This is a genomic window from Halalkalicoccus sp. CG83, assembly GCF_037081715.1.
Classification (GTDB): Archaea; Halobacteriota; Halobacteria; order Halobacteriales; family Halalkalicoccaceae; genus Halalkalicoccus; species Halalkalicoccus ordinarius.
Genome location: NZ_JAZDDH010000003.1, coordinates 102,657 through 125,948 on the forward strand (window position 1 = coordinate 102,657; position 23,292 = coordinate 125,948).

General features: G+C 53.9%; 25 protein-coding genes and 1 tRNA gene. 16 read left to right on the plus strand and 10 right to left on the minus strand.

All coding sequences use genetic code 11. The features are described from left to right. The first annotated feature begins 85 nt into the window (after window positions 1-85). From V0Z78_RS17590 to V0Z78_RS17615, 6 genes are all read left to right on the plus strand, one after another. Complete coding sequence (locus V0Z78_RS17590) at window positions 86-478, plus strand: ArsR/SmtB family transcription factor (protein WP_336345984.1); 393 nt, start codon at window positions 86-88, stop codon at window positions 476-478. 324 nt (window positions 479-802) lie between these two features. Beyond that, window positions 803-1,414, plus strand: coding sequence for a DUF5828 family protein (locus V0Z78_RS17595; RefSeq protein WP_336345985.1), 612 nt, complete (start codon window positions 803-805; stop codon window positions 1,412-1,414). Window positions 1,415-2,031: 617 nt separating this feature from the next. Beyond that, window positions 2,032-2,703 carry a helix-turn-helix domain-containing protein gene (locus V0Z78_RS17600; RefSeq protein WP_336345986.1) on the plus strand — a complete coding sequence of 224 codons (672 nt, stop codon included), beginning with the start codon at window positions 2,032-2,034 and terminating at the stop codon, window positions 2,701-2,703. A 217-nt stretch (window positions 2,704-2,920) separates the two neighbouring features. Further along, the gene (locus V0Z78_RS17605) at window positions 2,921-3,166 is read left to right on the plus strand and encodes a hypothetical protein (protein WP_336345987.1); all 246 of its coding nucleotides are present in this window, start codon (window positions 2,921-2,923) and stop codon (window positions 3,164-3,166) included. Then, window positions 3,163-3,654, plus strand: coding sequence for an HTH domain-containing protein (locus V0Z78_RS17610; protein WP_336345988.1), 492 nt, complete (start codon window positions 3,163-3,165; stop codon window positions 3,652-3,654). Before V0Z78_RS17605 ends, V0Z78_RS17610 begins: the two co-directional genes overlap by 4 nt. 484 nt (window positions 3,655-4,138) lie before the next feature. Beyond that, on the plus strand, window positions 4,139-4,801 hold the full coding sequence (locus V0Z78_RS17615) for a helix-turn-helix domain-containing protein (RefSeq protein WP_336345989.1): 663 nt from the start codon (window positions 4,139-4,141) through the stop codon (window positions 4,799-4,801). A 207-nt stretch (window positions 4,802-5,008) separates the two neighbouring features. Here V0Z78_RS17615 and V0Z78_RS17620 read toward each other — a convergent pair whose 3' ends face one another. Next, complete coding sequence (locus V0Z78_RS17620) at window positions 5,009-5,296, minus strand: helix-turn-helix domain-containing protein (protein ID WP_336345990.1); 288 nt, start codon at window positions 5,294-5,296, stop codon at window positions 5,009-5,011. Between the two features lie 1,920 nt (window positions 5,297-7,216). On the opposite strand from V0Z78_RS17620, the gene V0Z78_RS17625 reads away from it, so the two are divergent. Next, window positions 7,217-7,900: a helix-turn-helix domain-containing protein gene (locus tag V0Z78_RS17625; protein WP_336345991.1), complete on the plus strand. Its 684-nt coding sequence runs from the start codon at window positions 7,217-7,219 to the stop codon at window positions 7,898-7,900. Window positions 7,901-8,436: 536 nt separating this feature from the next. Here V0Z78_RS17625 and V0Z78_RS17630 read toward each other — a convergent pair. The 3 genes from V0Z78_RS17630 to V0Z78_RS17640 all read right to left on the minus strand — a co-directional run bounded on the left by V0Z78_RS17630 (window position 8,437) and on the right by V0Z78_RS17640 (window position 10,087). Then, entirely contained in the window at window positions 8,437-8,631 is a 195-nt protein-coding gene (locus V0Z78_RS17630; protein ID WP_336345992.1) for a helix-turn-helix domain-containing protein, read from the minus strand. Between the two features lie 5 nt (window positions 8,632-8,636). Continuing rightward, on the minus strand, window positions 8,637-9,164 hold the full coding sequence (locus V0Z78_RS17635) for a hypothetical protein (RefSeq protein WP_336345993.1): 528 nt from the start codon (window positions 9,162-9,164) through the stop codon (window positions 8,637-8,639). Between the two features lie 74 nt (window positions 9,165-9,238). Next, window positions 9,239-10,087, minus strand: coding sequence for a YihY/virulence factor BrkB family protein (locus V0Z78_RS17640; RefSeq protein WP_336345994.1), 849 nt, complete (start codon window positions 10,085-10,087; stop codon window positions 9,239-9,241). A 374-nt stretch (window positions 10,088-10,461) separates the two neighbouring features. Between V0Z78_RS17640 and V0Z78_RS17645 the strand changes: the two genes are divergently transcribed. The 3 genes from V0Z78_RS17645 (at window position 10,462) to V0Z78_RS17655 (ending at window position 12,133) form a co-directional block, all read left to right on the plus strand. Beyond that, entirely contained in the window at window positions 10,462-10,743 is a 282-nt protein-coding gene (locus V0Z78_RS17645; protein WP_336345995.1) for a hypothetical protein, read from the plus strand. Between the two features lie 430 nt (window positions 10,744-11,173). Further along, window positions 11,174-11,734, plus strand: a complete 561-nt coding sequence (locus V0Z78_RS17650) for a ferritin-like domain-containing protein (RefSeq protein WP_336345996.1) — start codon at window positions 11,174-11,176, stop codon at window positions 11,732-11,734. Window positions 11,735-12,059: 325 nt separating this feature from the next. Further along, window positions 12,060-12,133: transfer RNA gene (locus V0Z78_RS17655), tRNA-Thr, on the plus strand. 418 nt (window positions 12,134-12,551) lie between these two features. On the opposite strand, the gene V0Z78_RS17660 is transcribed toward V0Z78_RS17655, so the two are convergent. The 4 genes from V0Z78_RS17660 to V0Z78_RS17675 form a co-directional block, all read right to left on the minus strand. Then, window positions 12,552-12,746: a hypothetical protein gene (locus V0Z78_RS17660; protein ID WP_336345997.1), complete on the minus strand. Its 195-nt coding sequence runs from the start codon at window positions 12,744-12,746 to the stop codon at window positions 12,552-12,554. Window positions 12,747-12,921: 175 nt separating this feature from the next. After that, window positions 12,922-13,857, minus strand: coding sequence for a glycosyltransferase (locus tag V0Z78_RS17665; protein WP_336345998.1), 936 nt, complete (start codon window positions 13,855-13,857; stop codon window positions 12,922-12,924). Between the two features lie 4 nt (window positions 13,858-13,861). Next, window positions 13,862-14,209: a hypothetical protein gene (locus V0Z78_RS17670; protein WP_336345999.1), complete on the minus strand. Its 348-nt coding sequence runs from the start codon at window positions 14,207-14,209 to the stop codon at window positions 13,862-13,864. A gap of 388 nt (window positions 14,210-14,597) precedes the next feature. Continuing rightward, a complete protein-coding gene (locus V0Z78_RS17675) occupies window positions 14,598-14,861 on the minus strand; it encodes a DUF6884 domain-containing protein (protein ID WP_336346139.1) in 264 nt (87 codons plus the stop codon). Window positions 14,862-14,999: 138 nt separating this feature from the next. On the opposite strand from V0Z78_RS17675, the gene V0Z78_RS17680 reads away from it, so the two are divergent. After that, window positions 15,000-16,061 carry a trypsin-like serine peptidase gene (locus V0Z78_RS17680; RefSeq protein WP_336346000.1) on the plus strand — a complete coding sequence of 354 codons (1,062 nt, stop codon included), beginning with the start codon at window positions 15,000-15,002 and terminating at the stop codon, window positions 16,059-16,061. A gap of 289 nt (window positions 16,062-16,350) precedes the next feature. Here the strand turns inward: V0Z78_RS17680 and V0Z78_RS17685 are convergent, their stop codons facing one another. Beyond that, window positions 16,351-16,578 carry a hypothetical protein gene (locus V0Z78_RS17685; protein WP_336346001.1) on the minus strand — a complete coding sequence of 76 codons (228 nt, stop codon included), beginning with the start codon at window positions 16,576-16,578 and terminating at the stop codon, window positions 16,351-16,353. 236 nt (window positions 16,579-16,814) lie between these two features. Between V0Z78_RS17685 and V0Z78_RS17690 the strand changes: the two genes are divergently transcribed. Further along, window positions 16,815-17,129, plus strand: coding sequence for a DUF3303 family protein (locus V0Z78_RS17690; protein WP_336346002.1), 315 nt, complete (start codon window positions 16,815-16,817; stop codon window positions 17,127-17,129). A 74-nt stretch (window positions 17,130-17,203) separates the two neighbouring features. Here the strand turns inward: V0Z78_RS17690 and V0Z78_RS17695 are convergent, their stop codons facing one another. Continuing rightward, on the minus strand, window positions 17,204-17,371 hold the full coding sequence (locus tag V0Z78_RS17695; RefSeq protein WP_336346003.1) for a hypothetical protein: 168 nt from the start codon (window positions 17,369-17,371) through the stop codon (window positions 17,204-17,206). 193 nt (window positions 17,372-17,564) lie between these two features. On the opposite strand from V0Z78_RS17695, the gene V0Z78_RS17700 reads away from it, so the two are divergent. The 4 genes from V0Z78_RS17700 (at window position 17,565) to V0Z78_RS17715 (ending at window position 23,282) form a co-directional block, all read left to right on the plus strand. After that, window positions 17,565-19,370, plus strand: coding sequence for a C69 family dipeptidase (locus V0Z78_RS17700; RefSeq protein WP_336346004.1), 1,806 nt, complete (start codon window positions 17,565-17,567; stop codon window positions 19,368-19,370). A 382-nt stretch (window positions 19,371-19,752) separates the two neighbouring features. After that, window positions 19,753-20,568, plus strand: a complete 816-nt coding sequence (locus tag V0Z78_RS17705) for a helix-turn-helix transcriptional regulator (protein ID WP_336346005.1) — start codon at window positions 19,753-19,755, stop codon at window positions 20,566-20,568. 73 nt (window positions 20,569-20,641) lie between these two features. Continuing rightward, window positions 20,642-21,448: a class I SAM-dependent methyltransferase gene (locus V0Z78_RS17710; protein ID WP_336346006.1), complete on the plus strand. Its 807-nt coding sequence runs from the start codon at window positions 20,642-20,644 to the stop codon at window positions 21,446-21,448. 433 nt (window positions 21,449-21,881) lie between these two features. Continuing rightward, a complete protein-coding gene (locus tag V0Z78_RS17715) occupies window positions 21,882-23,282 on the plus strand; it encodes a thermonuclease family protein (protein WP_336346007.1) in 1,401 nt (466 codons plus the stop codon). Window positions 23,283-23,292 lie beyond the last annotated feature (10 nt).

The window sequence follows — 23,292 nt, forward strand, 5'->3', positions numbered from 1 at the left end:
TTTCGCGTTTATATATAAATAAGCTGGTTTTCTATGAGTACTGAGTCAGCAAGCACTTATGCGTCTACTTGTCTAAGTACTGAGTATGTCCGAAACCGATCGTTCGTCCCCCGACGCGGACGATCTGGCAGGACTCCTGCCAGAGCACAGTCTCCTCTCTCTTGAGCAGTATCTGGACATGCAGCGAGCGATCGGTAACGAGACCCGCTTTCGGATTCTCCATTTCCTCACCGAAAAGGGAGCCCAGAGTGCGAAAGAACTCGAGCAAGGACTCGACCTCCCGTCGAACACGCTCCACTACCATCTTGATGCACTCGTTAGTGTGGGACTCGTCGAGAATCGAAAACAGAAGACACCCGACAGCGACGGTCTCTACTCGTACTATCGGGCCACCTCACTCGGGGAAGGGATACTCGAACACGGCGTCAGAGAACTGATACGCGAGGAGTGGGATCTCCTTGACGCGTATAGCGACTAGCAGGAGTGTGCGTTTCCGTTCCTGAGGAACGTTCCGGCGATCGCACCGGGGACTGTCACCGGAGAATCTGCGTCTACCGGACCTGGGGCTCGACCATACGGTCTTCGCCGAGGTACGTCCGATGATGGCGCGGTCGGTGAACTGGGACTCGTTGCTCCCTTCATACGAGAGAACGGCGTTTGCTGGCGGTTCATTGCCGTCGATAGCGGCAGCGCGTATCTCCCGCATTCCGAGATTTATTCACTAACGTTCTCTCTGAATATATAAAGCTATTGTGGTAAGTGGTAACAAATTAATCCGTGGGGGACATACAGAGACAGAGAGATGGACGAGAGTATCTCAGGATTCAAGGTCCGCGGCACATGGGCCGATATCGTCGAACACGGCGAGTCTATCACGCGCGCGCTCCGGGATGCAGGGACTCACACAGCATTGAGCAAACCGAATTCGAGCTACCCCGACGCGTTTGCGGAGTGGGACGAGTGGCGTCCCAAGCCCCATGAACACATTGAAGACGACATCAGCGAGAAAACCGCTGAGCAGGCCAGCGTGGATGAGGGAAAAGGCGAGAAGGTCGGTGAATCGCCGACCGAAGACATTCAGACTGCCGGGGAGAAGCTTACCGAATCCTCGGAGGAACTGGAAGAAGACGATGACGAGAGTTCAGCCGATAAAGCGGGTGAATCCATGGAACACGTCGCCCGGGCAGCCGACACGGCAGGGCGAAAGGCCCTCAGGAAAGTCGAAGAGACCGTCTATGACCAGGTGATGACCCAAATCTCACCGTATTATTTCGACAATGAATTGATGAGTGCCAACCTCGAACGAGTCACGACCGGCGATGAGGAGGAATTCATCTTTGAGATCAATGTGAATGATGACGATCTGAAAAGTATGATTTCTGAGCGCCTCACCGACGAGGACGCGATCGACTAATAGCACGTTGCTACTGGAAGTCACCCAACTGGGTTGCAACAGGGATTGAGCTCGATCGTGATCGGCAGAGGTCGAAAATACACACCGGCGTTCGCGATCATTGTGCAATATGGCGGATCGTATTCTGTAATCGTACAACCCCAAGGGGGGTAGTACTGATATTCGTGCTCGACATACTGATCAGGGCAGATCATTCGTATCCATGATCCGGACCACCGGATTGTCACACCGACAATCACCGCTGACAGGTTCAATATTTCCGCCTGAGTGAATCCAGACGGCAAAGGAATCGCCCCAGATCTCACAGACTGTCAGCGCTTTCACTTCCTCATCGTCTCCCTCACCCCTCATAACCTGTCGAAGAACTCGTTGTTCAAAGAGACTATCAGTGAAAGGCATAAGTAATGAGGTGGGGTGTGATATTAGAGGCACCCACCTGGGGATGGTACGCCCAGCGTCTGGTGACCGAACCAGGTAATAGGAGCTCATCCCTGTCTCCCCTTCTGCTGAACGCAACTCCCGCTATTCACTGAGTTCGCCTGCATCGAGGGAGAAGCTATAGGTTAGAATACCTAATCGTTTATCACGAGGTGCTACTTAGTAGCAGAGATCCGTACATGAGCATTATCACTGAATTCACCGTTCCAGCCGATGAGTTTGCGCTCTATCAGACCCTCCGTGAGGTCCCTGAGATGGTCGTCGAAGTCGAGCGTGTCGTCGCTCACGACGAAGGGTACTTAGTCCCGTATTTCTGGACGTCGGGGAAGAACTACGCTGAATTCGAACAGCGAGCTGAAGACGACCCGTCGCTCAAGGAGATCACCAAGCTCGACGAGGTCGAGGGGGCAAACCTCTATCGAGCGGAGTGGATGCACGACGTCGAGTCCGTCGCTTACATGATGACGAAAACGGGCGCGACGCTCCTCAATGCAACAGGCTACGAAGGACAGTGGACGATGGAGCTTCGCTTCGATACTCGCGAGGGACTCAGCACCTTCCACACCTGGTTGCAAGAGAACGATGTGAACGCCGACTTACAGCGTCTGTATGAGCCCGGCCAGCCACGGGTAGACGGCCAGCCTGGTCTTACCGACATCCAGCACGAGACGTTAGTGACAGCCCTGAAGAAGGGGTACTACAACACGCCGCGAGATACCACAATGACTGAGTTAGCTGCGTACTTTGGGATCTCGCAGCCAGCACTCTCGAAGCGATTGCGCGGCGGCCACAGCACGCTGATCAAGAACTCGTTGATGGTAGAACCACCAGATACCGAGCCAGATCACTAATATCGACTGTGCTCGGTATGAGGGCTCTGTGAACAGATCGACCGATAATCGTGCACTCGTCTGACGAAGTAGCACATCCTCTCTTTTCCAATACCCGTTCGTCAGTGACCATTCTCGAGTCTACGTGGGCAAACTTTTGCTGCCTACTTCAGCCCGGGCTTAAAGACGTTTGAGTGCTACCGTGGCTGCTGAAGGAACTGGCGAGCGACGGGTCACTATGCGCAGCATTCAACAGTACGACCATCAGCTTCCAGAGACGCTCAATACATCCGGTGCCAAACTCGTCTACCTCTACCTGCAGATCAAGAACGAAGCGACGATCAATGAACTCCACACAGCACTCGGGATGAAGAAGATCACGCTCTACTCACTGCTCCAGACGCTCACAGCAACTGAGCTCGTTGACCAAGAGGGCGCCATGTACGTCTGCCAGGAACCAACACCAGCTGGAGGGACTGCATGAGTGCAGACACAGTCCGTGCAGTCTTACGACTGCGAACACTGGGCCCAACTGGACTCAACCCACCGCAGACCGAAGTGCTCGATCACCTGCAGACGCTCACCGAGGAGGGTCCGATCGACGAACTCGACGTTGATGTCTGGGGAGGAACGATGGGAATCACCCAAACCGAGGAGCACGATCCCGTAGATATCCGTGAAACGGTAGCCGAATACAAGCAGTGGGCGGATGTGCATGGGTATACGTTACGGCCTGCCTTCGAGTGGCGCTCCGCTGCACCCGAGGGTGAGAGGAAGGGACGGATCGTTACGCCACTCATCACGCTTGCTGTGTACATCGGGGAGGATCTCCAGGCAGTCTATCCCCACGTCGATGATGAGGTCAACACGATTTACGACGGTGTTGAGGCACTCGAATCGATGGCTAAAACAGGAGGCACTGAGCAGCCGGGAGACGGGTCAAGCGACAAGCGTGCAGTTCTTGTCCAGTAACATGTGTTCTCTCCCAGCAGATCATGGGAACGGGGGCTACTACTGCGCTGACTGCGGATGGTGGACGGATAGCGCTGAAGAGTCCGACAGAAGCGGCTGTATGAAACGAGCGATCCGGCATCACGTCGAAACGACGCATACGATCGTTCGCCAGTCAGTCGACCAGCCAGTAGGCTCTGCACGATCCTGGTTTGCTAACGGCCGGTTGTAATCGATGGCGTCTCAAATAAGCTCCTGGTACTCACCGTCGTTAAGAGATATGCTCAGTAGACGGATGTTGTAGGCGTCACATCTCACGGAGAAAGACTCGAAACCGTCCGTGAAATCCGGAATGAGATTGAAACTCAAGTTAAATCCTTGTTCGACGAGCTGACTACTATACAGTAGACCGCTAACTGAGACTACTCTCCACCCTCAGACGAGCGCCTGAGCTAGATCATGCGTATGAGAAGCGCTTTTGGAATCAGGACAGAGATACAGTTCCATGGCCACAATTATCGAATTCAGTCTCCCGACCGAGGAATTCGCGCTCGAGGAGACGCTCGATACCCTTCCTGAAGCACATATAGAGATTGAGCGAGTCGTCGCCGACAATCCAGACCAGATCACCCCCTACGTGTGGGTACGTACCGACGACTTCGACGCGTTCGAGGCCGCCCTCGAGGACGACCCCACTGTCGAGGAGGTCGTCACGTTCTCGGACACTGGGGAGGAGCGTTCGTATCAGATGACTTGGACGGGGTCGATCGACTTCATCGTCCAAGTTCTGACGGAGTACTCCGGAACGATCACTCACGCGGACGGCTCCGCCGACGGATGGGATCTCCGCGTGGTGTTTCCCGATCGTGAGTCGCTCTCCCGGGCGAACGAGGCCGCCCAGCAGGCCGGCTTTCAGTTCGACATCAAAACGATCTACGGGACGGAGGACCCCCGCGGCGTGCAACACGGACTCACTGAGACGCAGCGCAATACGCTTGTCGCAGCCTTCGAAGCGGGGTATTTCACCGTCCCGCGGGAGGTGTCGTTATCTAATCTGGCCGAGCAACGGAACACTTCACATCAGGCGCTCTCGGAACAGCTCAGACGGGCCACGGGTAATCTCGTCGAGTCGACGCTCATTACTTACAGCGATGGGAGCGATGAGTAATCATCTGGTCGATGTGCAGAATGGCCGGTTGATGGTTTTTAGGACTTCTATTCGACGGGGGAAAGTAGCTCGTCCCGCCTGTCGCATTGCTCGTTATATGTCTTCGTCGCTTCAGGGAGCGTCAGTGTCGGTGTCATCATCATCGGGCAGCACGAAGATACGCGTAAACACGTTGGTCATGCCACGTCGAAGCCGTTCGGTCACTGCCTAGTCGGAGATGCCGTACTGCCTGGCTAACTCGGCGGTCTCTATCTCCTGGGGGATGTTGAAATAACCTTGCTTGAGTACCTGGAGAAGCCTCTCATATTGAATATCAGTTCGTCCATAGCGAGCGAATGACTCAGTATCACTGGATCTGTAAATCCGATTAATTGTGATTGGAATATCGGCTTCTTTGCAGTTCGCGTGGAATGCTGTATCCTCCCCAACGCTTCCCAATCTGTGGTTGGGATTTCTCTTGACGTGCGAGCCGCGAGATGTCGGGGTCGCGAGCAAGCCGATTCTACCTCACGGTGTCTCGGACCCGGTAGTCGTTGCCACCGGAATGGTGTTCTTCGTCCTGCCGATCTGATCCAATCGGATGGCCTGTCGCGAGGAAATGGTTAATAGCTGCATGCCCCTGCTCTTCGTTCATTTCCTCATTTGCTCTTGTGGACCAGTCACATACTTGACAATGGTTGTGCATTGATTGTTTTCCCCCATCCGCCGCCACTTCAAAAGAAGGTTAACACTGCTAGCGCAAACCGTTTAACAGCCAGTATGCGACAGGATTTGATCCACAAGGTTTGAAACAAGCGTCTGCATTGCAAACCATGTACTTGACTAAAGGGATAGCGTACTTGCGGAGTACACCTTCTGTATTTCTGGTGTAATCATACACCTTCTGTCGTCGCTCAGCACCTGCACCTCTTCTACGCGACCAACCGTACAGAACGGTTATTTATTTCAACTCTCTATCTTTAGTATGGGTATTATTGACGTGGTAAAGAACCTCAGGAATCCTCGACCTCAACGGAGACCGAAGGGTGGCGCATATAAATGCCAAAACTGCAGAAACTTCTTCAAAGCAGAGCAGAAGATCTGTCCACTCTGTGGATCAACGTCTACACGAGCAGATAGATGTAGTGACTGCAAGGTCCTATTAGCAGACCAGCGTACACAGCCATGTCCCCGCTGTGACTCACCAGATACTATATTAGTTGAATAAAGTGGTGATTAGATATGATACCATGTAGAAGGCCGATGTGCTCAACGCTGAAACGTCGTTTCCACCCGTCAGCGCGACGGAACAAGCTCAACCGCGAATAGCAGGAGTACCAATACGATTGCAAGGATGAGTAGATCTCGTGGAACTACCGTTCGTGGATTTCCAACTGCGGCCTTACATCTGCTGTCTGCTCAGTCCTCACTGCAAGAACGCCATCATGGTATACCAGGTGATAGAACTATTAACACAGGAATTAATTTATAGACATTACGGAACAACTCTCGAATCAGCGTCTTGATTCAGGGCGGACTCCAAGAGAGTATTCGGACGTTCAGCATACTGAGAGCCAGACTCGTACCACTGGGACTGACGACGAGACACCGCAGTCTGATTTACAGCACTCATATCAGAAGCGGCTGTTCGAAACGCTGCAACACGCTCTTCAAGATGGCTACAATGGTGTCGATGTCGTTCATCTTGAGGTGCAATCTCTGAGCGGATTCGCATTGGATGTTTGGCAGGCAACGAAATGGGAGACGGAGCCCCGATCCACACCTGAAGACAGCTGTCAACGGTACGATTTTCGGTACTACGATCATGCGTCGCTTTGTGCCAGCCTCTCAGACGGAGAATGGCCTGGTAGTGCCGGGAGATGAAATTCCGCCCTCAAGAGTAGGGTCGGATACACCAGACGGCCCTGACAGACAGTCCTGCTTCACAGGGAATGGAGACGCGATTACTTCTGCGTAGGCGATCTGCTCTGCAGCGATGTCCGAGTTTAGTCACTCTCCGGAGGGGGTCTCTTTGCTAGTTCCAGAATGACGATATCCCAGTCCGGACTCTTTGTAGATGTTTGACACTCCCATCCGCCTTCAACATTGATTCCTTGCTTATATGCTCGGTAGGTAAGCTTGGCTAGCGCCGCGTTGAATTCCTCAGCCGTCGTTATCGTTGTATCAACTGTCCTTGTTTGAGGCTACCGTACGTTGAGTAAAATAAGCGGAGTACGCGAGTCCCACAGTGCTTCGTTTCTCGTCTGTCTATTCTACCAACTGATACGCTAGTATCATCTCTTCGTACGGAGGACATATACCACTATGGTAGACATATTGTCGTTATCCTGGTAGACCATGCTTTTTACGTTAGACTTGGTAGACCAGGTTCGAGTCTTTTGTATATACACACCAATTTTTATAGAGATCGACTAAATGAGTGTTATTGCAGAATTACAGATCGCTGGCAGCGAGTTTGCGTTAGGCCGAACCTTAGAGGCAGTCTCGGGAACCGCAATCGAACTCGAAAATATGGTTCCGATGGGCGAATCGCCCGTTCCGTTTTTCTGGGTCCATAACTCTGATTGTGAGGAGATCGAAGCCAATCTCTCGAATCAAGAGACCGTTCAGAAGATCACCGAGATCGATAACCTGAATGGACGGACGCTGTATGCCTTAGAGTGGACGATCGACCAGGACGAACTGTTTCGAGGAATTCAGGAGCAGCATGCGCAAGTTCTCGGGGCGACAGGAACGATCGTTGACTGGGAGTTTGAACTCAGATTTCCCTCGCATGAGGCACTCTCGGATTTTCAGCGCTACTGTAAGCAAGAACAGATTGAGATCTCCGTTCGTCGTATCTACAACCCGACCAAACCAGGGACTGGTCCCTGGTTCGGGTTAACCCCTATGCAACGCGAAACGCTCCTGCTGGCGACTGAGATGGGCTACTATAATATTCCTCGAGAGTGTTCAACGATCGATCTCGCAGAGCGGTTAGAGATCTCTGATCAGGCAGTGACGGAACGTTTGCGCCGGGCGATTGTCACGTTAGTCTCAAACACGCTTCACGAGGAGCAGACGACACCGATACAGGACGTCAATGAAAGTCAAACATGAGGACGGCCCAAACGCTGATCCATACCGGAGCGTAGGTCGATGTGGTGAGCCGCATGCGACTGTGCCCAGCGATAAAGCCAGTAGTCTCCACGTGAGAATCGAGGAAACGAGCGAGGTGAGAGTCCCTGTGAGTACTACTCACTAGGACCTCTTGATCGCCGACAGAGAGAGTGAGAGCATCGACTGGTGTCATTGAACTTGGTAGACCATGTGGTCCTATTATAATGCTACGGATTGACACCTACCTGCGGAGCCAGTGGGCCACAAAAGAGAGGTGGATGAACTCTCTGTGCCGCCCGGTCACAGCACGGGTTCCGCTGGCGTCGCCAGCGCCTCTGACAGTCCCCGGTGCCTCTGAAACCACTTGGCACTGGTTCCAGGGTGCCCTTCCTCAGGCAGGATACACTTCAAGAGCCCTGGCAATTGGCCTTTTCTATGGTTCAACGGAAAGTACACATCTCCATCATCGATACGCGTGAAAATCACGGCCAAGAGAACACTCCCAGGCCAGCCAGACCACTGGAGTGACAGTTAGTTCAGAGAGCGTCGTCGTCATCGTCGTCAGCAAAAACAAAGATATGCGTAAACACGTTGGTCATGCCACGTCGAAGCCGTTCAGTAACTGCCTGATCGGAGATGCCGTACTGGGCGGCTAACTCGGCGGTATCTACCTCTCGAGGAATGTTGAAATAGCCTTGCTTGAGTGCCTGGAAAAGCGTGTCATATTGCACGTTGGTCAGTCCATAGCGAGTGGATGACTCGGTATCACTGGGCCTGTAGATCCGATTGATGGTGAGTGGAATTCCTGCTTCCTTGCAGTTAGCATGGAATTCTGAGAGGGCGTTATGCGTTGGAAATCGAGTTCAAACTGCCAGGACTCGCCAACGCCAACCGCATCAAGGAGCGCAGCTCGTTGGGTCCGGATTTCTTTAAAGACACTATCTGGTTCTTCGGCCCATTCGACTCTGTAGAGAGCTCGATCTTCGAACGTGTCAAGCTGTTCGATTGACTTGCTCAATCGGTGGTCATGCAGTTTCTGTTCGGCAGGCTTAGGATCAGCAGCATGTATCCAAATCAGCGGGATGGTTCGGTCTCCGGCGGGAATGACGCGCTCGAGTTGTATCCGTACGTCTGGCAGCTCTTTGAGGAGTTCACTTAGGACAAAGTCGCCTGCAAGCTCGACTTCAGCAATGACACTCATGGGGAGGGAGAAGCGCGTCAGTACATTGAATCGAATGGTGGCTGAGATCACTGCGTTCGGCATGAATGTCCATGGTCGAACAGACTGTGAGTACGAATGAGGACCGTCCCGGAGACGCTTCTTTGAGCGTGATCAGCTTAGAGAGAGGTATCCGTTGATCGGCTATAGAGTACGGCATTCACTACGGCACCGATCAAGAGTATCATACTCCCAATATAGAACCAGGTAAGTAAGAGCAATACACCACCAAGTACACCATATAGCTCGTATCGGCCTGCATTCGCCGCATAGAGCCCGAACCCAGTATTCAAGAGTACCCAACCGACTGCTGTAATGATCGCTCCAGGGAGCGCTTCGGCTACCGAATGATCGATATCCGGGAGTAAGTAGTAAACCGGCAAGAACACCAAGATCAGAACGACTAGTATGCCTACTATACTCGTTACACCGAGTAAGGGTACATCTGGAAGTACTGCAAATAAGATACTGATTCCAACTAATCCGCTTCCAGCGACTAACAGTGCAACGAATAACATTACAGCGGTTGTAATCTGAGCGAGAACTGGGAGGTATGTCTCTGTCTCATAGACGACGGAAAATGCGATGTCAAGGCCTCTGAGGAGTCGAAACACGCTCCAGATGAAAAGGAAGATCGCTCCGGCAATGACACCCAATCGCCCCTCTGTGCTCGTAACGGCGTCACGAATGAGTTCTTGACTGGTTGGTGTCAGAAATTCTTGGGTGATGGTAATGATCTGGATTGCGAGGTCATCGCCACCGATAGCAGAGATAACGATAAACGTAACAATGAAGAAAGGAATGAGCGTAGCGAACGCGTAGTATGCGATACTTGCGGCGAGAAATGGTAATTCTATGACTGTTGCAAGGCGGATCACCTCTTCAAGCACCGCCTTGACGTGGGCAATCCGAGCGTAGAGTTGATCGAGATGGCGTGAACTCACTGGACTGTAGTCCTCCGTTTGCATAGGTTCCTTCTAGTCATGAAAGCTCCGTTCAGTGATCCGAGTAGAGCAGACTCCCATATCATATCAATATATAATTCAAATCCCTAGCAAGTGAGATATTCTAAGATGCATGCTAAATATAGATGCTAATCGATCACTGATTGTCGTGTTACTTCAGACGAGCGCGTGAGTCTATCTTCAACGTCACGAATTACTGATCCTTGAGATCGGCGGGTTGAAGACAGCGGACGGATACTGCATGGCGACGCGCTTTATTTCACGTCGCCAACCTGATTTACCCCCAGAGAACCTGCGTACTGATCGATCCACTGGTCAGAAGCGTGTCCGGATGCTAGATGCGAACAACTAACATCGTATCTCTCGTCTGATCGGCTATGACGGAGGATACAGCCCCAGTGCAAGTCTGGTTGGTTGAACGGATGTTTGCTGAAGACAAGTCGAACCTCATCGTACTCGTGTATGCGACAACTGACGGTGAACGGTACACGATGAAGGAGCACGCCATTACGGGCATCTCCAAAACGCATCTTACAACCGCTGCGGTTGAGGTTGACCCAGACGATCTTGACCCAGTTGGCGAGGAAACGTTGCAAAATCAGTACGCGACTGAGGCGACGCGGATGGCGAACGTACACGATCCAGACGATCCGATTTAGGCGCCTCGTCACTACTGAAGATGTTCTGTATGGAACCTGTACTGAGCATCCAGGTCTCTAGGTTGATTACTCCTCGGCTCGTGCCATAGTCGCGCCCTCTATTCAGCATACCAGTTCTGTCAACCGCCGAGGCGGGCTACTCATTCAGACGAGTACCTGAGTTTGGTAATTTTTAATATCGGATATCATGGTGCACCAAGTGTGAGTTTCTTTGTGGAAGCCGTACTTGATATAGATGCGTCGCTGGTAAACCCGAACTATGACAGACAACGACACTACATCGAACCTCGATGGACTGACCGAACGACTAAACGGCCAACTGACCAGCCGCCGCAGCTTCCTCGCCGCCTCCGCAGTAGTGGGGGCAGGTGCATTCGGCGCAATGCCAGCGAGTGCCGATGAGCACGGCGACGGTGAAATGAGTGGAGAGATGCCACCAACTGAATTCGTCACTGAAGGCGAGTTCGAGGACGACGTCGACATCCTCAACTACGCACGTCTCCTCGAGTTCCTCGAAGCCGACTTCTACCGCCAGGCGCTCGAGAACATGAGCGAGCGAGACCTCGTCTGCTCGGAGCCCATCCGATCGTTCGGCGATCCGATCCAGGATCGGGTTTACGGCGATCTCCAGACGATTCTGGAACACGAGGAGACCCACTACGAGGTCCTCGGGGCGACGATCGAGGAGCTCGGTGGGGAACCGATCGACGAACCGGAGTTCGAGTTCGGCGCAGCCGTCGAAGAACCGACGGAGTTCCTCGCCACCGCAGCGCTGCTCGAGGACACCGGCGTCGGCGCGTACGCCGGCGCGGCCCCCTCGATTCAGAACGCAGAGCTCGTCCCGCCGGCACTCAGCATCCACAGCGTCGAGGCTCGGCACGCGTCGTTCCTGCGCGTTCTCAGTGGGGAGATCGGCTTCCCGGCGGCGTTCGATCAGCCGCTCTCACGAGCGGAAGTCGAAGAGGCTGCCACTCAGTTCATCGTCCAGTAATCCTCGAAGTCCTTTTCGCCCTCGGAGCGGTTTTTGCGTGTAATCACTTCCCTGGAGACACAGACGTGGTGAAGTGAATTCCTATCGTGCACTAGTCCTTCGTAGATGGGATGATCTGGGTAGTGCTCGGCTATCAGTTTTGGACACTCGTAATCAATCGTATTCTCAGATAACGGTGGATATTAGCACGCGACTCGTTTAGGTAACCTCCTCTGAATGAGACGATCATCACCGTACTTGCGGACACAGGATTCTGTGTCGGCAAGCCCGTCGCTCTAGGTTGATAGAATATTATTTACGGCACTACCCAGAACGTTCGCCTGGTGCCGGAGTAGCTCAGCCTGGCAGAGCAACTCCTTTGTAAGGAGTTAGTCAGGAGTTCAAATCTCTTCTCCGGCTTCGCAATCCAAAGCTTGTCGAGATCATAGCTGTACGCAAACGAAGGCCCGGAGTTGCAGTCGATCGGTGGTCAATTCAGTCGGAATATACTCATCCTCGGGTTCAACACGGCTGTTCCGTCCATATCGCGGTTTAAAAGAAGTACTTCTCAGACGATCCATTCGAGCGGACTAATTACACGATCCCTCTCACTGAAGTACGGTTCGTACAGCCACTCAGTGTATTGACCTCGCTGTCTGTATTGGGCCTTCAGTTCTCTCTGTATTACCTTCTCGGGCTGTTCTTGTAGTAGAGAGCTCACAAGGATTCGTCTGCACGTTCTACAGTTCGGCGAACGGCGGCACGTCGATGCGGATGCTTCAACCCAATAGGGTTCGTCTGAAAGTGTCTACCGGCTTTGAACCCAGTTCAGCTGTCGTCAGCGCTGGTTTCGGTCTCTGTTGTCGACGTTTGAGTCCTTATTAACTTTTTCTTGAATTTTATAAATACGATCCTTGGCCTGCTTTTTGTCCATGCTGGTTCGCTTGCTGACTTGTTCTGCTACCTTGTCTTCGTGACCCTCTATGAGGCCAATGAGCCGACGGAGTTTGGCTTTCATGCTCATTTCATCCATATCTTCGGCTCGCGTGTCCGAAAAGGTGGTGTCTAGGTCGTGGACTCACCACCCACCACTCTCGCTTGAAGGATCTCTCTGATCAGCGCGGCCAACAGGCCGACTATGCGGCCTCTCTGAACGAGTGCGCTGATATCGATTCGAACCGACTGTGGATTTCTCCCACTGAACCCGATCAGCTCGGTTTCGAACCGATGATTTGATTACCGATTTGATCTCGGAGGTCGAATCGCTCTATAAACCAATCGAAATCGTACTTCAGTGAGGTAGCTAATGCATCTCGACGCTCCCACACATCACTTCCAGCTACCATCTTCATGGCCTCTTCAACTTCGTTTGGAAATAACTGCGTGTAATGTCGGACCATTTGCAGGCATGCTAACTCATTGAGGTAGAGAAAGCCAAATCGAATATTATTATGAATCATAAACGGACGAGTCTCAGAAATAAATGTCTCTCGTTCATACCGGTTTTTAAATCGGTGAGCGATCCGTAATGAGGGATTGGCGACGATTTCAGCGCCTGTAAGCCATGCCCGGACGCTAAATTCCGGCTCTGCGCCTCCGTAATATTTCATCCCTTCATCATATTTTCCAATGTGTTCAAATAATGATCGTGGAATTACTGTACCTGCACAAGAGGAGATTTGTACTGGGTCACCTGTCGCTAGATTGCGGCGGTTCCAATGTGTACCCATAAAAGGAACGACGAGGTTGCAACCGTGTGCTGCGAATTCTGATTTCTGATCCGTTATCGTTGCTGCTACAATTCGTGAATCTTTCGTCGTCTCATACAGGGCTTGATCCCACCCGTCAGAAGGTTGTACATGGGAATCCGTCATAAATAACAACTCGCTCGTAGCGGCGCTTGCACCTCGATTACGAGCACGCGGTACCCCTAATCGATTTTCCGATCGGATAACGTTCAGAGACACGGAGTTTTCGTCAATGTCGATATCCTCACAGCACCCATCTGCAGAGGCATCGTCAACGATTACGAATTCGATCGGGTGGTCAGTTTGCCGGTTAGCTATAAATTCGGATATGGTTTTCTGTACTCTTCCAGATTCATTTCTTACTGGAATAATAATACTGACTGAGGGGGTGGGCATCTAACTATGACTTCAGAAATCGTTGGACTCTCTCTGCATAATCCGGATCCTGTAGAATCCTCTGTGTGACTTCAAGAAGGCGCTCTTTTGGGAGATCCTCTAACCGGACTGGCGAATCAACATCTCCAGTAATAGTACTTCCTGTAGTAAACGTATAACTGGTCGTACTTCCTGCTACAAGTGGATTGTGCGGCCTCCCTACAAGTAGTAGGTCTGAACGCTGTAGGGCCTGAATTTCCCGTTCTTTCAATCCGAGTTTCTCTCCTAATGCCTCTGGATCTTTACGAAGTAACCGGAGATCTTCGGGATTCTTGCTGATTTTGTTAATAACCGCTTGTGTATCCTGACTCATGTTGCTTGTCCAACCATCTATACCTGACGGCCAGTGTTATGTGTTACCACCTATAAAGACATAAATCTATTGTCAGGAGTGAGTATATTGTTACTCATAGTGTTTATCATACATGATCTACGAACTACAAAATTTGCCATTCTCCACTGCATGCTGCTCTCGTCAAGAGCGGTGGCTCTGGATCAACACAGGAGATCGTCATCTAAGCCCCTTCGTTTGCGATCCATGCCTGCGTTCAGTGGTGATGCATACGAGGCTCGAACGGTAGTGATGGCAAATACGGTAGAGACCAGCCGTTGTTAGGATGGTTGCGAGTTCGCCATCGGTTGGGTTAAGAAAGTGCCAGTCACTCCACGAGAGGTCGAGACCGTCGGTTGTAGATCTGGTTTCATGAGTGGTCGTTATACCAGGCGAGTGTCTCGCTAAGATAGAGACCTTCCGTCGGGATTTCGATCGAGACTGGGTTATTCTCGAACAACGGGAGTAAGGGTTCGTAGTAGGCTTTCCCAGCGTGAATCACGAGGGTTGTATTGATATTCGAATGAGAGCTTCGCTTACGAAATCGCTCCGATTGAACCCCTTTTCTCTCTTTCCAGACCCCAGAAACGTCTCCTACAGCGAACTCAGAGTTAGCAATCCTTCTTAAACATATCTAAGAATACATAATATATATTTATCTTGTATTAGTGCTAACAAGTAAATAACTATGTCAAATTCTGCCCCTCTCTCGAATCGTGACCTAATCCAGCGCGATGCTCCGGAGGGCGCTGCACGCGAGAACCGCGCTCCAGTGTCGCTCGCGGAAGTCACCTTGTCCCCCGGCGACGAGATCTCGCTGGTGCGCGACGACCGCCTCGACGATGTCTTCCATGTCAAGTCCACGGTCGGACCCAGCGGCATGCCGCGCCGCCGACGACGCGACATCGAGGGGATCCAACTCGACGCCAACCGCGTTCGCAACCATCGTAAGGTGCGCGAAATCGAGGGTATGCTTCCCGAAGGTAGCCCCGTCACCTTCAGGCCGAAGGAAGCCGAGCGGACCCGGGTTCAGGACCATCTCGATGCATACAGCGACGAGGGCGAGCCTCTCAAAGACCCCGAAACCGGCGAACAACTTGACAGGGGCGGCACCATCTTCGGTACCGACGATCGCTACCTCTTCAACGACCGCGCTTTCCCGTGGCGCACGACGGGGCTCATTCGTACCGCTGGCGGGCGCTGCTCGGGTACCACGATTGGTCCACGCCTCGTCCTCACAGCCAGCCATTGCGTCAACTGGAACGATGACGGTGGTGCCGGATGGATCACCTTCACGCCGGGCGCCTTCGACGGCGATGCACCCTGGGGAGAAATCGCTGCCACCCAGGTCATCTACTGGATTCAGGCGCCTGGTACGCTAAGCGACCAGCAGACCGCGTTCGATTACGTCGTTCTCGTCATGGAGGAGGATATCGGTGAGCTCATCGGCTATCCTGGTTACCGCACCTACGACGACGAGTGGAATGACGGCAGCTACTGGCAGTACACTGGCTATCCAGGCGAACTCGCCGGCGGAATGCGGCCCGCCTTCCAGGGCGACTGTGTCATCTCTTCAGCCCAGGGGCAGAATATGGGCGGCAATGATGCACTAGTACTCGGCCACTTCAACGAGTTCACGCCGGGCCAGTCTGGCGGTGCTGTCTGGGGTTGGTGGGATGGCGAACCCTGGCCGCGCATTATCGGCGTCGGCAGTACGATCGGCAGCACCGCCGTGCAGAGTCCTACCGGTAGTACCACCGGTGACAACGAGTTTGGCGGCGGCCCCGCGCTCAGCACGCTGATCTCCTGGGCACGCGACAACTTCCCCGCATGATTCCGTTAAACGAAGTGATCCCGAACCGCTCACACAGCAGGTCTTCCTTGAGCCGCTCTTTGACGCGCTGAACTACCCGACGTTTTCGCCTCAGTGCCGATCGATAGCAAAAACAACGCAATCAACCCAAGAAATCCGATCCCAAAGAACAGTATGTTGATGATGGCGTACAGGTAGATCAGTTTCTTGATGATCGATCCGGGTCCGATACGCTCTCACCCTAAAACGTGCGTCGGTCGTGGCGTGGCCGCGACCTTCGGGATGTCCAGATAGTCTGCGGTGTGACGTTTCAACCAGCCGATGGCGCCTTGTTCGGCATCGGTTCGGTCTCGAGCCGATCAATTGTTCGTGTCGTACCGGTTCTGGACGGTTTGTTTGAGTGTGGAAATGTGGTCGTGGTCGACTGGCTGGCCGCTGGTTTTTCACGGACCAGGTTGAGTCCGGTGTCGGGGTTGGCCTGCCAGCCGTCGTTCATGTCGTAGATACGGTCGTCTGCGTTGTGCGTATTACGTGACATAATCATTACAACTGATATAAGTTGGTTTATAAAACCCGTGGGTCAGAGCGCAACACCATTATGATCCAAGATAACATATCTCAATGAGCATTCCATCCTCCGAGACATGTAGAGTAGATCTAGGCTGCTGAACGAGAGAAGCAGGATGGAACGCCAGTCCCCCCAGTCGGCAACTACAAGCCACCTCCTGCAAGCCACCGATCGCGTCGATACCGATCACAGAACAGGACAGAACAATGCTATTCCTGACGCACTGGAAGCTCAACGAGGGGCTTTCCCCTCAGCAAACCAACGAGATAGCAACGCAACTGATGGAAGACGGGATGTTTCCACCCGAGGATGTCGAAGTCATCCGCTGGGATGGCACGCCTGATGGATGGGGCATCGTGGTCTGGGAGGCCGATAGCGTCCAAGCTATCAACAAAGGCCTCAATATGTGGCGGGCAGCCGCCGACGAGACCGCGTTCTTCGAACGGACAAAGACGGCACCGGCAGCCCCGGTCGAAGAAACAGTTCCAGAGCAAGCAGCGATGCTTGAACAGTTCGACTGACATCGAGAAGAAAAAAGGAAGGGTCGCGGCCAGTGGTGGCGTTCTGGCCGCGTTACCACATCACCCTCCAGCGGTTAGGCGGAGAACAGTTCATGCAGTAACAAGGCCGGCAACAACATCAGCACGAAACCTTTCGCCCAGCTCGGCAAGCTCATGACCGGAGTGCCGGACAGGTTGCCGACCAGGCCACCGAGTTCGAGGATCACGACGCCGAACCCGCTGACGGCACCGAAATCCCCCAATCGCTGTCGAGGACCGCGACATCGAGAAACTGTCGTTCGTCGCCGGCATGCCGAACTACGAGAGTGACGTCTCCGGTCTCTGAGCGATTAATCTCCAGCAGAAGTGGAAATAATGACCTTACTGACTGCTTCAGCTACTGTATTTCGTAAAGATCAGTGGGTGCTAACACTTATCACACCGTGGGCTGAACTGATGAAGGTGTTCGATAGTGCCATGAGCCTAACACAACTTACTCGACGCGGTTTCGGTGCGCTTGCAGTTGCCACCACACTGCTTACAGGATCTACAAGAGGGAGGGAGACCTCCAACGAGGAGGCCGAAACCGACCACGAGTCTAACGTCGCCACGAGCGCCATCGGTGGACGGAGAGGCCCGCCGGGCAAGAGCATGGGCCTCTACGTCGGCAACGATCTGACCGACGACGGGTCGACCCTATTGGCCGGGTTCGGGCACGAGCCGTCCAGTCACTGGATCGAGATCGTTCCACGACAGCAGCATCCGGAGGGCGCTACCACCCAGGTAGGCGTCACTGAAGATGCCGATATCCCCGGTGAACTGATCGAGATTCCACAAGCTGAGGAGACTAACAAGTACATCGCCTCGATGTACTCGGAGTTCGCTGGCTTCCCGCCGCCGCTGACCAACGGTGGACTGAACGAGCACGGCCTGGCCGCGCGAGACATCTGGGCGCCCTCACGTGAGGAACTCGTCGAGATGGCCGAGGAGGCCGCACCGCAGGAGGGTCCTCAGTATTCCGACCTCGCCAAGGCGGCGATGGAGCGCGCCTCAACCGCCCGAGAGGCCGTTGAAGTCGTCGGTGGGTTAATGGACGAACACGGCTACTCGACCTATGGCGGCAACTCACACCTCTTCGCAGACGAGGACGAGGGCTGGGTATTCATCAATTTTGCCCATCCTAACGGCGATCTGTGGGCCGCTGAGCGCCTCAGCTCCGACGAGATACGGGTGTCGTACTTCGGCTATATCCTTGACTTCCCAGTCGATCATGAGGACGATCCGGACTTCATGGCTTCTGATGAGTTGGTGAGCTTCGCTGAGGAGCAGGGTTGGTGGGACGGCGAGGGCGACACGCTCAACTTGCTTGAGGTGTTCGGTGTCGGCGAGTTTCCTGCCGAGGAGCCAGTTGAGGACTACTTTTACCCCGAGTTCTATCAGGGTGCCCGTCACCCACGGGAGCGAGAAGAGGAACTCAAGGAGCTCGTTCCAGTGAGCCTTGAGGACATGCTCTCGATGGTTCGGGACCCTCGCTGGTCGACCGACTTTCAAGGCTACGGTCAGGTCGCTCACCTGCGTCCCGACACGCGCGAGGAACTACAGACGTTGTGGACCGCGGTAACGACCGCAGTCGCCACACCCTTCGTGCCGATTCCGATCGCCGCCGAGGAGGTGCCACCGGAGTTCCGCCAGCATCGCTACCTGACGGCGAATGCCGCGGCGAACTTTCTGGACCAGGACTGGCAGCATCAGGAAGCCACGCGCTATGCGACCCGGGAGTTCAAGCGGCTGCTGTACTTCACCTGCGAGCGGCCAAACGAGTTCTATACCGACGTGGTGGGCACGATTGAGGGCTTCGAACAGGAGCTGCTCGCCGAGTGCGACGCGATTGAACAGGAGGCTCACGACCTCTTCAATGCTGGCGACGAGCAGGCCGCCTCTGACTTGATCACCGACAACGTCGAGCAGCAGTTGTTGGAGAGTCTGCAGCTCGGCATGGCCTTGTCCGGCGAAGTCGAGAGGGAAACCCGCAAGCACTTCGGGATACGCGAGCCCGAGGGTCGCGACGAGCCGGGTGAGACCGCTCCGCCTACCAGCCAAGACATGGCTGAGGGCGCATGGGGTGATATGGTGCACTGCTACGACGAGGATTTGCATGCCGACTATCCACGGGAACATGGCGCGTACACGGACGATCCATCGTCCAACCGCAGTCGACGGACTGCTCCCTCGAACCCTAGCCTGGCATTCGGAGATGAATAAACCACACAGCTTTGCACGTTTATAAGTAGCTGCCAGGGAGCGACTGGAGCGGCAAATGAGAAGAATCTCGGTCCTATACCGGTCTGCAGTTTCCCATCGATGATTCTCTCGGTTTTTATCAATATACCAGCACGCCCGCGGCGGTCAAAGCGCACGGACAGCACGCGCTTCTTTTATGCTGACGGCCGGGTAGCTGCCAAGATCGGTAATGAGCCCCGGTCCACGCGTTGCGAGTGCAGATTATCCGGACGTTGTTAGAAACCGCCTGCTGAATATAGGGATATACTCAACAGAGGCTCGGGCAAAGACGACGACTCTGAGGTAGACTCAGGGGTTTATACGTCCTCTTTGCTAACCGTTAGCACGAACAATACTCTCAGAAATGAGCCTCCCATTCGAGGACATACAGTCGCCTCTCGAAGAAATCGAGTTCCTCGCTCGATCGACAAACCGCATTAGAGTGCTCGATACACTCCGAGAGGAGCCGATGGAGCGACACGATATCGAAGACGAAACCGGCGTTTCGAGAGCGACTCTCGCCCGTATCCTTGATGATTTCGGAGAACGAGGGTGGGTGACACGAGATGGCAGGCAATACGAGACGACGCCCGTCGGCGACTACGTCGCACGAGAGTTCACAGGCCTCTTGAAGCGCTTCGAGCCTATTCCGGATCTCAACGAGGTAGCGCAGTGGTTCCCCACGGAGGGGTTCGATTTCGACCTTGGAGATCTGGCCGGGGCGGAGATCGTCCGCCCAGCCAAGAGCGATGCACTCGCGCCGACGACACATATCACCCGCCGACTCCGGACTGCGAACCGGGTTCGAGTACTCTCGTATTCGCACCTCTCTGACGTCATGGAAGTGTGCTGGCGAGGAACCGTCGAGGGAGCCCTCGAACTCGAAAGCGTTGTTGATCGGGGAGTGCTCGAAAGGATCGAAACCGATCCCCGAATGATCGATCACGCACAGGAGATGGTCGAGTCCGGGCAGGCCGAGTTCTTCTGGCACGAGGGAACGATCCCGGTCACCGTGTTCCTTATCGACGACGTAGTACTGGTGTGTCTATCCGGTGACGAAGGGGCCCCACACGCGGTGATAGAGACCACGGACGAGACGGTCCGCTCCTGGGCAGAATCGATCATCGATACCTATCGTCGCGAGGGAAAACCGCTCGATCCGGAACTGTTCACGGAGTGAGAGTCACTTACGGTGTGAGAGATTCTCTAAGCGAATCTATACCACGCAGGGGACCCTCTCTCTGCGTAGACGCATGACTCCCAAGACACTCCCTCCGGGTGAACGGGCAAAACGTGTGTGGTCCCTCGGATCCTATGCCGATATCGCGCCGAATTTTCTGGGCATAGCGGCTCATCTCATCGAGACTACCGGGATCAGTGCGACCGACACCGTCCTCGATATCGGCTGTGGGACGGGAAACGCCGCCATAACTGCCGCGCGTCGAGGCGCGTACGTCACAGGGTTGGATATCGTCCCTTCGATGCTCGACGAGGCGCGCGAGAACGCGACGATCGCTGACATCGAGACGATCGACTGGTGGGAGGGTTCCGCGACGAATCTTCCATTCGAAGATGACGCGTTCGACGTCACCCTCTCGTGTCTCGGCCACGTGTTCGCAGAACCGCCCGATGACGCTGGGCGAGAACTGCTTCGTGTGACCCGGCCGGGTGGACGAATCGCGTTCACCTCGTGGACGTCTGATGGCCCCGTGTCCGCCATGGGAGCAGTGCTGAGCAGCTATCTCCCGCCGAATCCCGATCCGCCGGAGCCACCGTTTCTGTGGGGCGACCCGGACGTCGTGCGTGAGCGAGTGAATGGCGGAGTCGAGAACCTCGCGTTCGAGACCGGGACGGCGCTGACTCCCGTGTTGTCACCGGCGCACTACTGGGAAAAGGCGATCACGGAATCCGGGATGTTCATCGTGGCGCTCGACACCATTGACAAGGCCGATCACCCGGCGCTCCGTGAGGAGATGATCGAGGCGATCGAGCCCTTCTTCGACGCCAGTCAGAACGCGGTCCCCATGAAGTACCGGCTTACGACGGCCACGGTCACCTGACCGAATCGACCAATACCGCTGCTGACGGAGGGTACAAGAGGATCCTGTTATCTCATCGGTTCTTCCGTCCTCGACGGGAGTATCAGCAAGTGAGTAGTAAAAAACGCAAGCACTGGGCGGAGTTGTGGAATCAGGGGAATCGACGAATTTGCTGCGATGGTGCCGTAGCCATCAAGAAGATAGATACCACTTAGTAAAGCGACGATTACACGAAGCGTGACGGATTTTTGAGCAAAGGTCTGCTTGCTCGTAGGTATCAGCGTCCTGGGGAACCAGTCTGAACACCGCTTTGCTTGCGACGACGATGAGTTTGTACTGTATTCGCGACATAACAACCGTCAGCCGATTCGAATTCAGGATGAACTCATCTCTACTATTCATGTACGATAAACATCAAAAAATCTTAAGATCCTTGTTCTAGCTCTTGCTATATGTGTCTATAGCTGATAAAACGCCGGGAATGAAGTCCGGATCTACAGTAAGGAACCTCATTGTACTCTTCCTCTATATGGTTTTACTACCATTTATCGTTATTTTGCTCCCACTCATCATGGGCATTCTCGTTGCTCGCAATTACGGTGGCTGGGCAGATTCCCTGTCGCGCCTTCCAGGGATCTCTACAGCGGGTGGCTGGAAATCAGGACTATTGGCAGCAGGGTATGTATTCGGGATTCTTCTGCTAGTTGGGACCGTTACGGATGGAAGTGATGCAAATAGCACTGATTCGGCCCTCGAGGACGATGCCTCCAATACGAGTGCTAATTCCGCTCCTTCTGATAGTAGCGAAGAAAACGAGACTGCTACTTCAGAGTCGGACGACCCTTCATCTGAAGACAACGGGAGTGAATCTGGAACAGAGACTGATGATCCACCAGCATCGAGCAGCTCCGGTGGGACTGATGAACGCAAGACTGAGGAAGCTGAGTCAAACGAAGAGAGCACAGCTGACTCGACTGCTAGTGACGCAGAAACTGAAGCTGGGTCTTCTGGAGAAGATGCCAGCGGTACGCAAGGGACAGATGAAGAATCGACATCGGAACCAACCTCTGATGCTACTGGGGCTGACGAATCAGAGACGGGAGAGGACTCTGACACCCAATCCACGGCATCAGTCCCGTCAGAGGTTTCCGGTGGTGAAGTCCAAGAGGCCACTGTCACGCGCGTTGTCGACGGTGATACGATGGAGGTTCGATTCGCTAACGGCGAGGAAGAGACCGTCCGTCTTATCGGCGTGGACACGCCTGAAACGACTCTTGGGGACGTCAATCCCAACGAGTATGAGGGTATTCCGGATACCCCAGCAGCACGTGATCACCTCTACAACTGGGGGCAGCAAGCGAGTCAGCACGCAACCGAGGAACTCGAAGGCAAAGAGGTTCGAGTAGTCATCGATTCAGAGGGTGACCGTCGTGGAAGCTACGGTCATCTGCTTGCGTATCTCTATGTTGGCGACGAGAATTTCAATCGCACGTTGCTTGAGGGTGGGTACGCTCGCGTGTATGATTCCTCCTTCAGTCTGCGTGAGGAGTTCGATCGTACTGAAGCAGAAGCACGTTCGAACGACGTTGGTTTGTGGGACTTCGAGGACGACTCATCATCGTCCGAAACTGATGTGAGTGATAGTAAGGACGACTCGTCATCGTCTGATACCGACGAGAGCGATAGTGACAGTAGCGAGGACATTGATCTCCCTCCGGTCCCTGCTGATGGCGATTATGACTGTAGCCATTTTGACACCCAGGAGCAAGCCCAGTACGTCCTGGAAGACACAGCTGGCGACCCTCATAGACTTGACGCGGATGACGACGGTGTCGCTTGCGAAACACTGTCGTAGCGTGAATCTA

What these genes read in the sequence shown, in the direction of transcription:
- V0Z78_RS17600 (WP_336345986.1), top strand. Translation starts at nt 2,032, where the DNA reads ATGAGCATTATCACTGAATTCACCGTTCCAGCCGATGAGTTTGCGCTC.
- V0Z78_RS17615 (WP_336345989.1), top strand. Translation starts at nt 4,139, where the DNA reads ATGGCCACAATTATCGAATTCAGTCTCCCGACCGAGGAATTCGCGCTC.
- V0Z78_RS17685 (WP_336346001.1), bottom strand. Translation starts at nt 16,578, where the DNA reads ATGTCACGTAATACGCACAACGCAGACGACCGTATCTACGACATGAAC.
- V0Z78_RS17645 (WP_336345995.1), top strand. Translation starts at nt 10,462, where the DNA reads ATGACGGAGGATACAGCCCCAGTGCAAGTCTGGTTGGTTGAACGGATG.
- V0Z78_RS17625 (WP_336345991.1), top strand. Translation starts at nt 7,217, where the DNA reads ATGAGTGTTATTGCAGAATTACAGATCGCTGGCAGCGAGTTTGCGTTA.
- V0Z78_RS17660 (WP_336345997.1), bottom strand. Translation starts at nt 12,746, where the DNA reads ATGGATGAAATGAGCATGAAAGCCAAACTCCGTCGGCTCATTGGCCTC.
- V0Z78_RS17610 (WP_336345988.1), top strand. Translation starts at nt 3,163, where the DNA reads ATGAGTGCAGACACAGTCCGTGCAGTCTTACGACTGCGAACACTGGGC.
- V0Z78_RS17635 (WP_336345993.1), bottom strand. Translation starts at nt 9,164, where the DNA reads ATGCCGAACGCAGTGATCTCAGCCACCATTCGATTCAATGTACTGACG.
- V0Z78_RS17590 (WP_336345984.1), top strand. Translation starts at nt 86, where the DNA reads ATGTCCGAAACCGATCGTTCGTCCCCCGACGCGGACGATCTGGCAGGA.
- V0Z78_RS17705 (WP_336346005.1), top strand. Translation starts at nt 19,753, where the DNA reads ATGAGCCTCCCATTCGAGGACATACAGTCGCCTCTCGAAGAAATCGAG.
- V0Z78_RS17690 (WP_336346002.1), top strand. Translation starts at nt 16,815, where the DNA reads ATGCTATTCCTGACGCACTGGAAGCTCAACGAGGGGCTTTCCCCTCAG.
- V0Z78_RS17605 (WP_336345987.1), top strand. Translation starts at nt 2,921, where the DNA reads ATGCGCAGCATTCAACAGTACGACCATCAGCTTCCAGAGACGCTCAAT.
- V0Z78_RS17650 (WP_336345996.1), top strand. Translation starts at nt 11,174, where the DNA reads ATGCCACCAACTGAATTCGTCACTGAAGGCGAGTTCGAGGACGACGTC.
- V0Z78_RS17670 (WP_336345999.1), bottom strand. Translation starts at nt 14,209, where the DNA reads ATGAGTCAGGATACACAAGCGGTTATTAACAAAATCAGCAAGAATCCC.
- V0Z78_RS17665 (WP_336345998.1), bottom strand. Translation starts at nt 13,857, where the DNA reads ATGCCCACCCCCTCAGTCAGTATTATTATTCCAGTAAGAAATGAATCT.
- V0Z78_RS17700 (WP_336346004.1), top strand. Translation starts at nt 17,565, where the DNA reads ATGAAGGTGTTCGATAGTGCCATGAGCCTAACACAACTTACTCGACGC.
- V0Z78_RS17640 (WP_336345994.1), bottom strand. Translation starts at nt 10,087, where the DNA reads ATGCAAACGGAGGACTACAGTCCAGTGAGTTCACGCCATCTCGATCAA.
- V0Z78_RS17595 (WP_336345985.1), top strand. Translation starts at nt 803, where the DNA reads ATGGACGAGAGTATCTCAGGATTCAAGGTCCGCGGCACATGGGCCGAT.
- V0Z78_RS17710 (WP_336346006.1), top strand. Translation starts at nt 20,642, where the DNA reads ATGACTCCCAAGACACTCCCTCCGGGTGAACGGGCAAAACGTGTGTGG.